This is a genomic window from Holdemania sp. Marseille-P2844, assembly GCF_900120005.1.
GTDB lineage: Bacteria > Bacillota_I > Bacilli_A > Erysipelotrichales > Erysipelotrichaceae > Holdemania.
Genome location: NZ_LT635448.1, coordinates 24,357 through 38,869, shown reverse-complemented (window position 1 = coordinate 38,869; position 14,513 = coordinate 24,357). Strand labels below are relative to the sequence as shown.

Sequence of the window (14,513 nt, the reverse complement as noted above, 5' to 3'; positions counted from 1 at the left end):
AACTAATTTGGTCAAGATTCAACCCGTTTTGGACAATTCTTATTCTCCTGACCGTTGTTTGAACTCCAATCCCGGGCAAACAGGCCCTGATGTTCCCCCTTTAAAGCACCGATCAGATCCTGATTATGCGTAACGGCGACATCGTGGAATGTGGAAATCATCAGGAACTGTTTGCGTTAAACAAATTCTATACTTCGGGGCAACAGTCCATACGCAGCGGCTTGAAAGAACGGCCAGGCAGCTCCGGTTCCAGCCTGACCGCTTTGCGGCTTTCTACCGAATTGGAAAACTCCGGGAAGATTGGGGACTGGATCTGGCCGACACTGATACGTTAAGCCTGTTGAACTGTCTGTTCATTTTAAAGGATCAGCGGAACAACGACCCTGACATGTAACACCGGTTTCCCACACAGAGCTGTAATGTTTAACGCTCGTCTCTCTTTTCTCACCCAATAAAAAAAACCGGTTCCTTCACCCAGAAATCGGTTTTTCTTTATGCTTCTTAAACTTGTTCGTCAGCTGCGGATTGAACTTCCGTTTGTAACGCTACTTCAGTGTCTTCCAGGACGAACGGCATTTCTTCACGCGGCAGATAGAAACTGTAAATGGAATCTTTCAATGCCATCCAGTCGGTCATCTTCATCGTCCAGATTTCATCCTCCGGCTCGACGATCCCCTTACTGATCAAAGCAGCCAGCTCCGCGTCAGAGAAACTGCCATCTTTCTTTCCATCTTTTCTGCGCACATACCAGCGATTATTCGTTTCCATGATTATCCTCGCTTTCCTGATCTGCGCCTTGGCCCCCATCCTCCGGAGTCGGCGTCGGCTCTGATGATTCTGACGGTGACGGAAGCACCGTTGGTGTTGGCGTTGGGGTTGGCGTTGGCGTCGGGGTCGGCGCGATATAATTGTAATTGGTAACGGATTCCACCGAATTCTCATACAGCGTGCTGTTGGATCCGGCGATGATCGTGATCGTTACCTGTCTGCCATCCTCAAAGGAACTGTTGGGCAGCGTAACCGAGTTCCCGCTGACTTTCTCATGATAGCCGTTTTGATTGGTAACGCTGACTTCATAGTAATCGGCATTCTCCACCGCATCCCAGCTGATTCGGACATTGTTGGCGTCCTGACTGATCTTGACGTTAGCGACGGAAGCAAGCGTCTGCGACGGCGTAGCGGTCGGAGCGAAATAATTGAAAACCTGCGTTGCCGCTTCCGACGGCTTGAAACCATCCTGCCGCGAATACGCGACGATGCTGAAAGTCACCTGCTTGCCATCCTCGAACAAATTTCCATTTAAGGAAACGGAAGTTCCGTCGATCTTGGCCGAATATTCCTTTTTCAAAGCGGCGCTGACTTCATAGTAATCCGCGTTTTCCACTTTATCCCAGCTGATTTTGATCTGATCGCCAGTCTGACTGATCGTGATATTTTTAACCGCCTCCAGCTGTTTTTCTTCTTCGTGGTTATCGTTCATTTCGCTCTGACCGCGGCTGTTATCTCCGGATGCAACCAGACTGCCATTTTTCAGCAAACCGACGGAATGCTTGTCTCCCGCGGCAACCGCGATCACATCTTTCCATGCTTCAACTTCCAGCCGGCCGTATTCCTTATCGCCTTCGGCGCTCACCGTGCCATCGCTGCCAAGCAGCAGGACGTGCTCTGCGGAAGCAGCGGCCATCGTGATGTTCGACGGCGTCTTCGCCGGACAGACGCCGGTTTTGCCCGGGATGCAGTCAAGGCCTCCGGACTTGTTTATAATCAACAACGTATCGCCGCTGATCACGACATTCTGCACGTCGGTGAGGGAGGATACATCCGCGCTGCTGCCGGCGGTCAGAACTTTTCCTTCCCGGGTAATGCCGACGCTGATATCTCCGCCCGCGGCGATTTTCGCAACGTCCTTCCATTCAGAAACTTCACATTGTTTAGCGCTGTTGTCGCCAGTGCAGACAACAGTCCCGTCTTTTTTTAATCCCAGCGTGTGATTTTCACCTGCCGCAATGGCCGTGATCCCGCTCCATTCGCCGACTTCGGTCTGATGCTGCCGGGAACTGCCGGCCGCGACGACCATGCCGTTTTTCTTCAAGCCGACGCTGTGCCGTGCTCCCGCCTTGATGGAGGTGATGTTCGCCCAGCTGCCGACGTCAAGCTGACCTTCGTCGTTGCTGCCCTGGCCTTTCACCGTCCCGTCGGTATTCAGCACTAGCGTGAACTCCTCGCCCGCCGCAATCCGATTTTCCGCGGTCATGATGTTGGTGACGTTCTCCTTTTTTCCGCCACTCAAGCTGTTCAGCGCCAGAATCAGAAGCAGCACGCCTAATCCGATCCCCACAGCCGCGCCGATCAGTTGAGTCTGTTTCTTCTTTTTGACGCTGGCCGGTCCGGGTTTCGGCCGGGCTGTACCGGCGGCATGCGGCGATACCGGGGATTCTTTAACAACGTTCAGCGGTTTGGTCTTCTCCAGATCTTTCACAGCCGGAATGACGCGCGTCTGACCCAGCTTTTCCTGCGGCGGAATCGGCTCATTGATCAGCGGGGGGGCAGGCACTTCCTCCTCCGGCTTCTTCATAAATGGAATATCCAGTGTTTCATGCAGATCCTTTTCCGGAAGCTTCACCGCTTCGTTGCGGACCATCTCATCCAGACTGACATTGAAGCATTCCGCTAATAAGATCAGATGATCCACATCCGGAATCGCTCTTCCGTTCTCCCATGCCATATAATCCAGAACCGAAACCTGCGCTTTCTCGGCGACAGTCTGTTGTGAAAACCCGTTATATTTTCTTAGCTGTGTTAATTTTTCAGGCAGCTTATTCATGTCCAGCACTCCTTTCCTCTGTTGTGATATAAAAAGGGCCATAAAAATCCATTAATATCATCCCTGTTTTCACTCCGATTGTCAACCGCTGTGGACCGCAAAGTCCGTTTTTACCGGGGATTTCCTGTCAAATTTTTATTTTTTTCCACAAAAAAGCGCAAAAAAAAGCGACTTTGGAAAAGCCGCTTTCTTTATGCCTTTGACTTTCGCTCTTACAGTTCAGCGAAGTATTTGATTGTACGAACCATCTGGCTTGTGTAGCTGTTCTCGTTATCGTACCAGGAAACAACCTGAACCTGATAAGTATCGTCGTCAATCTTGGTAACCATGGTCTGTGTTGCATCGAACAGAGAACCATAAGTGATACCGATGATATCGCTGGAAACCAGTTCTTCTTCCGTATATCCGAAAGACGGGTTGGAAGCAGCCTTCATCGCAGCGTTGATGCCTTCTTTCGTAACATCTTTGCCCTTAACAACCGCAACCAGCAGCGTTGTGGAGCCTGTCGGAACCGGTACACGCTGAGCAGAGCCGATCAGCTTGCCGTTCAGTTCCGGGATAACCAGACCGATTGCTTTGGCAGCGCCGGTGCTGTTTGGAACGATGTTGATCGCAGCCGCGCGAGCACGACGCAGATCACCTTTACGCTGAGGGCCGTCCAGAGTCATCTGATCGCCTGTGTAAGCATGAACTGTCGTCATGATGCCGCTGACGATCGGAGCGTATTTGTTCAATGTGTTCGCCATTGGAGCTAAGCAGTTCGTGGTGCAGGAAGCCGCGGAAATTACGGTGTCTTCCTTTGTCAGAACGCCTTCGTTAACGCCGAAGACAACCGTCGGCAGATCGTTTCCGGCAGGAGCGGAAATGACGACTTTCTTCGCGCCGGCTTCGATATGAGCGGAAGCCTTTGCCTTCGATGTATAGAAGCCTGTGCATTCCAGAACGACGTCAACGCCCAGTTCTCCCCAAGGCAGTTCTTTCGCGTCAGCCTTCGCATAGATTTCGATTTCGTGTCCGTCGACAACGATCGAAGATTCCTTCGCTTCAACCGTATGTCCTGTGAAAGGGCCCTGAGCTGAATCATATTTCAACAGATGAGCTAACATTCTAGGGCTTGTCAGATCGTTGATGGCTACAACTTCATAACCTTCGGCTACAAACATCTGGCGGAAAGCAAGACGTCCGATGCGTCCAAAACCATTAATCGCAACTTTTACTGTCATTTTATAGACCTCCTTATGACACGACTTAATTATAGTGTTTAAGGCATAAAATGTCAATTGTGAATGACTTCACTTGACGGTTTTACAATTTTTTTTCATCGAGGTATTGATCCGCTGAATTCTGGCATACTGTAAAAGGAAAGGAGTCTTCTCCATGACCTTAATTCCTACGATTATTGAACAGTCCGCCCGCAGCGAACGGGCTTACGATCTGATCTCCTGTCTGTTGAAGGAGCGGATCATTTTATTGACCTCGCCGATTGACGACACGGTATCCGGCAGCCTGTGCGCGCAGCTGTTATACCTGGCCTCGCGTTCGTCTCAGGATATCCAGCTGTATATTAATTCCCCCGGCGGCAGCGTCAGCGCCGGGCTGGCGATTTACGATACGATGCGGCTGATCCGCTGCGACGTATCGACGATCTGCATGGGCATGGCTGCCAGTATGGCCGCCGTCCTGTTAGCCGGAGGAACCCGCGGCAAGCGCTATGCCCTGCCCAACAGTGAGATCATGATTCACCAGCCCCTGGGCGGCGTCCAGGGACAGGCCGCCGACGTCAAGATTGCCGCCGAGCATATCCTGCAGATCCGCCAGCGCTTAAATACACTGTTAGCCGGCGACACCGGCCGCAGTCTGCGGGAAATCAGCGAAGACAGCGACCGCGACCGCTACTTCAGCGCCGAAGAGGCAAAGAATTACGGTTTGATCGACGATCTGGTGCATAAACAAAAATAGCGCTGCGAAGATTGCACGAATTTCCAATCCCCGTTTCCCATCCACCGAGCTCTTAAATCGCCCGCAGGTTCTCTGCGGACGTTTTTTTTATGTTATGGCCGGTTCTTGCCGCTTCCTTCAATCCGACTGATTTCCGCCTGTTTTCCCATCGTTTGAATTCAAGGCGAGTGAAGTGAAACTTTGCCGCTCAAGACCGGTTTGCCCACCCTCAGTCTGCCCGTTTTTTTATCCGCCCCCTGCCGCTCCCGAAAATTCGCTGTCCGCGCTGACCCCGCGCTGGTTTTTGCCCCGGGGTTATGCTATCCTTATATTATTAAATGAGAATCAAACTCGCACGGATATCGAAAATGAGGCAAACCGATCATGGAAAAAAATACAGTTAAATTACGCGAAGCCTTTGAACAATTAGTGGACGCCGTCTTTCTTTGCCGGGATTGGCCGGCATTGAAGGAAGCGTTGAGCGAAGCGCTGATCTGCCGCGGGCTCTATCCGGACATGATTGCCGGCCGCGACGATCTGCTTTTGTCGTTAAACCGCTACTATAAACAGACCCTCCCGCCTGTGCAGATCCGCTGGATCAGTCTGGAAGTCCTGCGCGAACAGCCCCATCTCTGCGCCCTGTTCGCCGCCTTTGAGCTGGACTATCCCGACGGGAAGACCGCCTGTCTGCAGCTGCGGGCAACGTTGGAAGAACTACCCCGGCCCGTCTATGTGCGGCTGGACCTCGATCTGCCTGCCTCGCGGGTCTTCTCGCCGCAGCCGCAACTTTTCACTGCCCATCCGCGGCTGTTCACAATGGCGGAACCGGCGCTGCAGGCGGAGATGGCCGGTGTGTATCTGGAAGCCAACATGCCGTTGTTTTATATCAGTTCCCCGCTGCTGAAGCAACTCGGATTCACCTACGAAGAATTCTATGCTCATTGTCGGAATCAGCTTGATCTGATCCTGGTTCCCGACGATGTCGGAACGATGAAAACCCAATGTGAAGACGCGTTTCAGCATGGCGATGAATTTCAGATGCCTCTGCGGTTTGTGCGCAGGGACAGAACGGCTTTGTGGCGGCAATGTCAGGGCTACCGCTTTCTGACAGATCAGGGCCGCATTGCGATCCTGCTTCGATTTGCCGATATCCACGCTGTGAAAGAACGTCAGGCTGAATTGGAGACGCAGATTCGTCAGCTGCGCCAACGCAACGATGAGATGGCGATGTTAACGGACAATCTGCCGGGTGGAATCTGCCTGCTTCAGCTCGACGACGCGCAGACCCTGCTTTACGGCAACCGCCGGTTTTATCAGCTGCTTCAGACTTCGGAAGATGAAATCCGTCAGCGTTATCAAAACGAATGGATCCGGATGGTTCATCCCGATGACCGAAACGCCGTTTTAGCCCAGATCAAAGAAGCCTTCACCGCCGGCTTGCCCGGCTTGCACTATCAGCTGCGGGTTCCGACAAAAACCGGCATTTTATTTCTGATGGTCTATGCTTCTTTCGCGCTGACCGGCAGCGTCCAGACGATCAACTGCGTTGTGCTCGACATCACCGAGGGCAAGCAGCGGGAAATGAATATCGCGATCAACGAGCAGAGGATGACGAAAGCTCTTGAACAGGTCGGCTGCGTGCTGTTTGATTATGACTTTAAAACCAATCAGATTCTCGGTACGCCGCAAGCCTGCGCCCGCTACAATTTTCCAGACACCGCCGTCAATCCGGAATATTTTATCGACCGCGGACTGATCCTGCCGCCCTTCGGGGAATCTTTCCTCGCGATGATTCACCGGCTGCGTCAGGGAGAGGAACGCGTAAGCTGCATTATTAAAAACCGCAATCAGGACAACATCGTGCACTGGTCGCAGCTAACGCTGGTCACGCTGCCCGACGAGTTTGGGCAGACGGAACAGGCCGTCGGCATCATTGAAGACATCACGCTGCAGAAAGATGCCGAACTGGCTTACGCCAAGGAGCAGCAGTACCGCAAGGCCATCGCGGCCGGCGCCTGTCTGATGATTGAGATCAATCTGTGCGACAATCTTGTGGAAAAAATCAGCGGCGACTGGGGCTTTTTGATCGACGACGCGCTGCGGACGCCTTACGATCAGTTCCAGCGCCGCATCGCCCGGCAGCAGATCCATCCCGACGACCGTCCGACGTTTCTTTCGACGTTCAGCCGGGACGCTTTGAAAGCCGCGTTTAATCAGGAACAGCGGGAAATCACGCTGCAATATCGCCGGTTGTCGGAAAAACGCCAGATGGTATGGGTGGAAACGACTGCGCATATCATTCAGGATCCGGCGACCCAGCATCTGAAGGTGTTGTTTTTTATCCGCGATATTGATAAAGAAAAGAAACATGAGCTGATCCTGCAATATCAATCCCAGCGGGATTCGCTGACCGGCTTATTGAACAAAGGCTCCTCTGAAGCTCAGATTCAGTCGGTGCTGGAAAACGATCCCCAGGCAATGCACGCGCTGTTGGTTCTGGATATCGACGAGTTTAAAAAAATTAACGATACCTTCGGCCATCTCTATGGTGATCAGGTGCTTTCCCGAATTGCCCGGCAGATCCGCGAGGTTTTCCGCGGCGATGATGTTTTGGGCCGGATCGGCGGCGATGAATTCGCGATTCTGATGAAAAACTGCAAGACGGAACAGATCGTACGGGAAAAAGCAGGACAGCTGTGTCAAAAGCTGGCGGCGTTGTTTGACGACAGCGTTTCCTGCAGCATCGGCGTTTCTTTCTATGCCAAGGACGGAACTTATTTCTATCAGCTCTACCAGAACGCAGACATCGCGCTCTATCAATCCAAACGTCAGGGCAAGAATCAGGTGCAGTTTTACCTGCCTTCGATGAAGCAGGAAAGCTGGACGGTCAACAGTACCGAAATCGACGAGCTGCGCACGGAAATGCCGGTGATCGCAGCAGCGCCGGGGCTGGAAGAACATCTGACCTCGCAGCTGCTTGAGGAATTAAACGACGTGATCTATGTCAGCGATCCAAAGACTTACGAATTGTTATTCATCAACCGGACGATCAAAGAAGATCTCAATATCATCGACGACTACATCGGCAAGAAATGTTATAAGGTGCTGCAGGGCCGCGATACGCCGTGTCCGTTCTGCACCAACGACAAGCTGAAATTCAACGAATATTATGTCTGGGAGCATACCAACGAGCTGATGAACCGGGATTTCATCGTCAAAGATAAATTGATCCAGTGGCAGGGCCGGACTGCGCGGATGGAATTTGCGATGGATATCGCTGAACACAATCATTTAAGCAAGGAACTGTCATTGCAGCTGGAGCGCGGCAACGCGCTGCTTGAACATGTGCGCCAGATCGTCGACGCGGATTCCGTCAGTCTGGCGATAGAGGAAAGCCTGACCGGTATCGGCCGCTATTACGCGGCGGAGCGGGTCGTGCTCAGCTTTTTGCAGGAAACGCCTCCGGTTTACGAGTGGATGAAGACGCCGCTGCCTTCGTTCAAGGAAGTCTGGAACAATCTGGCGGAAGTGCTGCTGGAACCGGGGTACACCTATTTTCATGCGCACGACGCCTATGTCTTAGTGGATATCGACGCCTTGAAGAGTCAGAACGCCGAACTGGTGCGCACGTTTTTACGGCTGGGTGTGCGGTCGCTGCTTGCGGTGCCGCTGCTTTCCCAGGAGAAGATTATCGGCTGCTGCGCCATCGTCAATCCGTCGGCGCAGGGACAGGATTTAAGCTTTGCGGAATCGCTGATCGCCTTTTTGGTCAGTGAACTGCTTAAATATCAGGCGGTGGAACAGCTGCGGTTTATGAGCTATCACGATCCGCTGACGGGGCTGGGCAACCGCAACCGGTATGTCGAGCAGCTCCAGCATTGGCAGCGGCATCCCTTATCGCAGGCGGGCGTTCTGGTCTGCGACGTCAACGGGCTGAAGCAGCTCAACGAGCTGTATGGGCATCACTATGGCGATCAGGTCCTGATCGAACTGGCGCGGATTCTGAATCTGCATGCCCGGCCGGAGCAGTTATTCCGCTTAGGCGGCGACGAATTCATTGCTGTCTACGAGAATATTTCGCACGCGGAATTCCAGCAGCGGCTGGCCCGGCTGAAAAACGCGTTTACGATCATTGTCAACGGCGTGTCAATGGGCAGCAGCTGGAGCGGGGACGAGCCGGACGTCAGCGCCTTAATGAATCATGCCGATCAGCTGATGTATATCGCCAAGCAGAATTATTATAAAACGACTTACAATCTGTCCAAGCATTACCGGCCGGAGACCTATCAACAGCTGATGGAGGCGCTCAAAGAAAACCGGTTCACCGTCTATATCCAGCCAAAAGCCGACTTGGAAAGCGGACGGATCCTGGGTGGGGAAGCCTTGATCCGCTATCTGCATCCGCAGATGGGTGTGATTCCGCCCGCGCGCTTTGTCCCGGTGCTGGAAAACGAACATCTGATTCGGGTCATTGATTTGTTTGTCCTCGACGAGGTCTGCCAGATGCAGCAGCGCCGGCAGCGGCAGAGCCGGAATGCCGCGGTGTTGTCGTTAAATTTCTCACGCCTGACCTTGTTGGAAGAAAACATGGCGCTGGAGGTGGAGAAAATTTTATCGCGCTATGATTTCGATCCTTCGTTAATTGAAATTGAAATCACTGAAACAGTCGGTGAAATTGAAAAGGAAACGCTGCGCACGGTCATTCAATCGTTGAAACGGTTGCATCTGCGAATTTCCCTGGATGATTTCGGGACAAAATACACCAATTTAAGCATGTTGACGGTTGCGGATTTCGACGTCCTGAAACTGGACCGCAGTCTGATTCAGGGACTGGTCGATTCCGCGCAGAATCAGATCATCGTTGCCAGCATTATTTCCATGTGTCATCAGCTGGGGGTCAGCGTCATCGCCGAAGGGGTCGAAACTGAAGCGCAGCGGGATAAACTGCGGCAGCTGGGATGCAGTCTGGGGCAAGGGTATTTCTATGGCAAGCCGATGCCGGTGGGTGATTTCCGCACGTTATTCAATAAGAATTGGGAATAATTTGATTTTCAGAGGTGAAAGAGAGGAATGGCCGATCTTTCTTACTCCGCATTCAAACCAGATAGAAAGAGAACGCCCTGCTTTCCAACCAAAACGTTCTCTTTTTTTCTATGCGATTTTCAGATTCATAAACTCCGGATTGACCAGCGTATTGCGCTGATCGCGGCCGCAAACCTGCACCCCTTTTTTAAATGTCGCGCGGCATTGGTGCAATGGGTCGACGATGATGAAGTCGGCCTGCTTTCCCACCTTGAGCGAACCCAGCCGGTCGTCGACGTTCAGGAACCGCGCAGCGTTCAGCGACGCCATGGCCACCGCTTCCGGCACTGGAATTTTCAGAGTGTCGATCAGGTTGAACACGTCCTGCAGAAGCAGCCGTCCGCTGCCGTAGATCGTGCCGTCCGGCAAATGAATTTTCCCGTTCGATTCCAGCGTTTCCGGGGTCTCACCGATCTGATACGTGCCCGGCGGCATGCCGGTCAGACTGTCGCTGTCAGTCATCATCAAAATCTTATCCCACGGTTTCATCTTCAGCAGAATTTCAATCATCTGCGGACAGACGTGGATGAAATCGCAGTTGATTTCATTGTATATCCGCGGATCCAGAAGAATCGCGCCGGTCACGCCAACTTCCCGATGATGTAATCCGCGCATCGCGTTGAAAGAATGCGTCGCCATCTGACAGCCGGCGTCAATCGCGGCCATCGTCTGATCATAGTCGGCCCCGGTATGCGCAATGCCGACCCGCACGCCTTTCTGATTTAAAACCGTGATGACCTCCATCGCTCCCGGCAGTTCCGGAGCCAGACCCAGACTGATTAAATCGCCGCCAGCGGCTTCATAAAACCGCAGGGCCTGATCAACCGAAGGCTTCTGGAAATACTGCACGGGCGTCCCGCCGTTATACTCCGGGTTGTAAAACGGCCCTTCCATATATAGGCCCAAAATTTCAGCCCCCTGCCGCTGATGGATTCTCGCCTCATGCAGCGCGCGGACGTTTTCCAGCATCACCGGGGAGGAAATGCAGGAAGGTACAAAGGCTGTCACTCCCGCCCACAACAGTGCATCGGCCATGTGGAGGATCTGCGTTTCATCGGTTGTTTTCGAGGCGTTCCAGCCCATAAAGCCATGCAGATGAGGATCGATCAAACCGGGTAAAAGCCAGTCGTCCTGGACCTCCTCTATCCGTGTGCCCACGGGTGTATCGCCGATCGCCGCAATTCGGCCTTCGTCGTCAATCGTCAGCCATCCGTCGACGACTTCAGTTTCCGTGACGATGTGATGACTGTGAATACTTTTCATAAATCATTCCACCTTCCTTTCTTGTAGTCTATGGAACAAGGTGGGACTTCAATGCTTTTTAATAGAAAAAATTTCTTTGCCTTCGTTTGTCAAGACCGCCGCATGTCCTGCGAGAAAGGAAGGATACAATCACCTCTGAAAACAAAAACATGGCGAGCCCTCGATAAGAGGATTCACCATGTTTGCCTGATGTTCTTTATTTCTCGTTGGAAGCGCTGTTTCCGGCAATGCGTCCGGAAACGATGATCTCCGTGATTGCGTTGCCGCCCAGACGATTTCCTGAATGGAAGCCGCCGGTAACTTCGCCTGCCGCATACAATCCCTTGATCGCTTCGCCGTTTTCATTCAGGACGCGGCGATCGGTATCGACCCTCAATCCGCCCATCGTGTGATGTGTAGAAGGAGCCAGGAAACGAACCCGGATCATGTCCAGCTTGTACGTATCCGGCAGATAATTGCCTTCGTCGTCCATTTCGACCTGACCGACAGTTCCGCGATACGAAAGCTTCTCCACGTCCAGCGTATCGGCAACGCCCATGACGTAGTTATCGTAATCCAGAATTGTCTGCCGCAGCGTTTCCGCGTCGCAGCCGATCAATTCCGCGGTTTCTTCCACCGTTCTGAAAATCATCCGGCCTTCAACATCTTCAGGAATGTTGTTGAAACCGCCGGTGCCGGCCGTTGTTCCCACATTGGAAATTTCAACGTAGATCCCCGGTACATATTTTAATCCCAGTTCCTTTGCTTTTGCTTCGCTCATTCCGTTTTCAAAGCCGCCTTCTGACAGAACGTCGCGTTCCGCGGATTCATCGACATACCGCTTGCCCGTTTCCGGATTGACGTAAATGACATTCTCGCCGGCGCCGCCAGCCAGATTTCCATTATCAACCCAGCCTAACGGCATCATCTGTGTCCAGCCTTCACCGATTGTCGCTGCACCAACAGCCTGACCCATCGTCGTGCCGTCGCCCTTCAGACTCGAACGATTGGTTGTCCCGATATTGTTGGCAATGAATTCATCTTTCCAGTAATCATTTGTCTTCTGGACCATCTCAATATTCGCGCCATAGCCGCCGGTCGCCAGAATGACGCCCTTGTTGGCCATGACTGTGACCGGAGTTCCGTCAAACTGCGTCGCCTTCACGCCGGTAACGCGCCCGGATTCATCCGTGATCAATTCGTTCGCCGTCGTGCGGGTCATAATTTTATTCGCTTCGTTCGCTTTTAAAACCGTATTGGCCGGGACCGCGAAATATCCGCCCCACTTGCCTTCATAGAATTCGCCGTCAACCGTGCCGCCATTGACTGCGTTTTCACGCTGCCACAAGCATCCGATTAACGTAAAGGCACGGCTTTGATCAATCGAAGCTCCCTGAGCTTCCAGCCAGTCTTTAATTTCCTGACCACCTTCGACAAACTGACGCACCAGCTTTTCATCGCCGTAAATCCATTCCGTATTCTCCCGGTTAGGACGCAAGCCGCCATAATATGTCTGGAAGATATGCAGGTTGATCGTGGAGAACAACGTCAGCTTTGTTTCATGGACGCCCGCATCCAGCTGCGGCTGGGCCCAATCCAGATAAGCCCGGATTTCTTCTTTCAGCGCTTTCAGCGTCGGCAGGTATTCCTCATGGACGCCGCGCACCGCATTCAGCGCAATATCGCCCGCGACAAACGGATGTTCGTCGTCGATCGTTCCGTCAAACGGTTCTTCCGACCAGTTCAGAATCGTTTTCAGCGTGTCAATCCGTCCCGCGTCATTTTTAACTTTTTCGTAGGTTTCGCCATTGTATTCGCCGGTCGTCGCATCCGGATTGGCCGGATCCCAGACAACAGCGTCAAAGGTCGACTGATAAGCGCCGCCGGAAACTAACGTATTTCCGCCCATTTCCGCGTTCTTTTCCAATACCAGAACCGTGTCCCCGTTTTGGGCTGCCTGCGCGGCGGCCATCATGCCTGCTCCGCCGGCGCCGACGATGACGACGTCCCAGGTCCCTGTAATTTCTTCCTGCGCCGCATGTTCTACGGTGTTCTTCTTAAAGGCGTCCAGATCAGAAGCGCCCGCCGCTTCCGCCGCTGCGTTGACCGCGTTCTTCAAAGCGATGCTCGTAAAGGTCGCCCCGCTGACAACGTCAACCCCCGTGCCGTTGGCTGCCAGGATATCCTCAATCAAAATGGGATAAGCGACATCGCCGACATGCGCCGTTTCCTTCTGTTCTTGAATCTGAATGTCCGTAATTGCGTTTTCTGAGAAAGTCGCTTCAATCGACACTTCCCCGTTGTAGCCCTGTGCTGAAGCCGTATAGCTTCCAGCCGTGAATTTGAGTTCTGCTTTCTTCGTTTCTTCCTTCGTTTGCCCGCAGGCAGCGCAGGAAAGCACCATGAAAAGAGAAATCAAGATAAGGCCAAGTCTTTTCATATTTTCCTCCCTCGTCGATATTTTCACAATCGATCTGACCTTACTATAAACCCCGTGGTTACCACGGGGTCAAGATCCCAAATCCAGACTGCAGCTGAAATAATACCAGAGTTTGCCGTCTTCCTGAACCCGTGTGATCAGCCGACCGACCAGCTCCTTGCGGATGGGTTGATCGGTGCATTCCAGCAAAGAGGCCAGCGCCGTTTTCGGGATTTGCGTTAAGCTTTCACTGCGCGAAACAATCATTACCATTTTTCCGCTGCCGCAGCTGGTCTCGGCTTCCGCATACGGAAGTTCGTTTTGTCTGGCAAAATCGGTTCGGATCCCTAATCCGACACGCGGTTCCACGATATCAGAATCGGATGTCAGCTGCTTTGGATCGATCCGGAAGGCCAGATGCAGCAGTTCAGGAAACTGCATCCATTTTTCGATCATTTTCAAGACGTTCTGGCGGTCCAGGTTGGCGGGAGAAAACTCCAGGAAGCTCAGGCTGAACAGCTGCTGCACATTCAAATACAAGGGCTGCCCCTTCTGGTGGATCGCGCGCTGAATTAAATTCCGATAATAGATATTACGCTCAATCTGCCGTTCCAGCAATGCTTTTTGTTTTTGCAGCTGAAGCAGATTTTCCTGATAGCGCCCATCCTGATCCGCCAGACTTTCGGCCTCGTTTTCGGGATGGAATTGATTCAGACTCGCCCCCAGTCCCCGTTCATGTCTTAGATAGAAGACCTCGACCGCATTATCAATGGAAAATTCCCGGTAGCCGTTCGCCAGCACTTTCGCTGGTTTTAAAAGTCCAAGGTCGATATAATGCCGCAGCGTCTCCAGGGTAATCCCTGAAATAGCGCAAAACTTCTTGCTTGTGACCATATTTCTGCGGATGCTTCCCCGAAAGCACCGCCGTTCACCTGCCTTCTTTGTTGATTTCATGATGATCATTTCTATCTTAACATAGAATCACCCGCCGTTGTACTCCGGGCGTTT

Annotated in this window: 10 protein-coding genes; 3 read left to right on the top strand and 7 right to left on the bottom strand. The window is 52.5% G+C overall.

Translation table 11 applies throughout. The features are described 5' to 3' along the window. Positions 1–11 precede the first annotated feature (11 nt). Positions 12–161, bottom strand: a complete 150-nt coding sequence (locus tag BQ7364_RS17885) for a hypothetical protein (protein ID WP_159432741.1) — start codon at positions 159–161, stop codon at positions 12–14. On the opposite strand from BQ7364_RS17885, the gene BQ7364_RS01045 reads away from it, so the two are divergent. Continuing rightward, positions 149–394, top strand: a complete 246-nt coding sequence (locus tag BQ7364_RS01045) for a hypothetical protein (protein WP_139248527.1) — start codon at positions 149–151, stop codon at positions 392–394. The two genes, BQ7364_RS17885 and BQ7364_RS01045, sit on opposite strands and share 13 nt — an antisense overlap. Before the next feature lie 107 nt (positions 395–501). Here the strand turns inward: BQ7364_RS01045 and BQ7364_RS17495 are convergent, their stop codons facing one another. From BQ7364_RS17495 to gap, 3 genes are all read right to left on the bottom strand, one after another. After that, positions 502–768 (bottom strand): DUF4339 domain-containing protein, encoded by a 267-nt coding sequence (locus BQ7364_RS17495; RefSeq protein ID WP_072682985.1) that lies wholly within the window; start codon positions 766–768, stop codon positions 502–504. Next, positions 755–2,824 (bottom strand): helix-turn-helix domain-containing protein, encoded by a 2,070-nt coding sequence (locus BQ7364_RS01035; RefSeq protein ID WP_072682984.1) that lies wholly within the window; start codon positions 2,822–2,824, stop codon positions 755–757. The genes BQ7364_RS17495 and BQ7364_RS01035 overlap by 14 nt, the downstream gene beginning before the upstream one ends. Before the next feature lie 212 nt (positions 2,825–3,036). Further along, a complete protein-coding gene (gene gap / locus BQ7364_RS01030) occupies positions 3,037–4,047 on the bottom strand; it encodes a type I glyceraldehyde-3-phosphate dehydrogenase (RefSeq protein WP_072682983.1) in 1,011 nt (336 codons plus the stop codon). Positions 4,048–4,201: 154 nt separating this feature from the next. Here gap and BQ7364_RS01025 point away from each other — a divergent pair, with 154 nt between their 5' ends. Together BQ7364_RS01025 and BQ7364_RS01020 are read left to right on the top strand one after the other, a co-directional pair. Then, the gene (locus BQ7364_RS01025; RefSeq protein ID WP_072682982.1) at positions 4,202–4,783 is read left to right on the top strand and encodes an ATP-dependent Clp protease proteolytic subunit; all 582 of its coding nucleotides are present in this window, start codon (positions 4,202–4,204) and stop codon (positions 4,781–4,783) included. Between the two features lie 363 nt (positions 4,784–5,146). After that, entirely contained in the window at positions 5,147–9,805 is a 4,659-nt protein-coding gene (locus BQ7364_RS01020; RefSeq protein WP_072682981.1) for a GGDEF and EAL domain-containing protein, read from the top strand. 108 nt (positions 9,806–9,913) lie between these two features. On the opposite strand, the gene nagA is transcribed toward BQ7364_RS01020, so the two are convergent. From nagA to BQ7364_RS01005, 3 genes are all read right to left on the bottom strand, one after another. Continuing rightward, positions 9,914–11,107, bottom strand: coding sequence for an N-acetylglucosamine-6-phosphate deacetylase (gene nagA, locus BQ7364_RS01015; RefSeq protein WP_072682980.1), 1,194 nt, complete (start codon positions 11,105–11,107; stop codon positions 9,914–9,916). Between the two features lie 196 nt (positions 11,108–11,303). Next, positions 11,304–13,526 (bottom strand): FAD-dependent oxidoreductase, encoded by a 2,223-nt coding sequence (locus BQ7364_RS01010; RefSeq protein WP_072682979.1) that lies wholly within the window; start codon positions 13,524–13,526, stop codon positions 11,304–11,306. A 69-nt stretch (positions 13,527–13,595) separates the two neighbouring features. Further along, positions 13,596–14,459, bottom strand: coding sequence for a helix-turn-helix domain-containing protein (locus tag BQ7364_RS01005; protein ID WP_234973130.1), 864 nt, complete (start codon positions 14,457–14,459; stop codon positions 13,596–13,598). Positions 14,460–14,513: the final 54 nt, after the last annotated feature.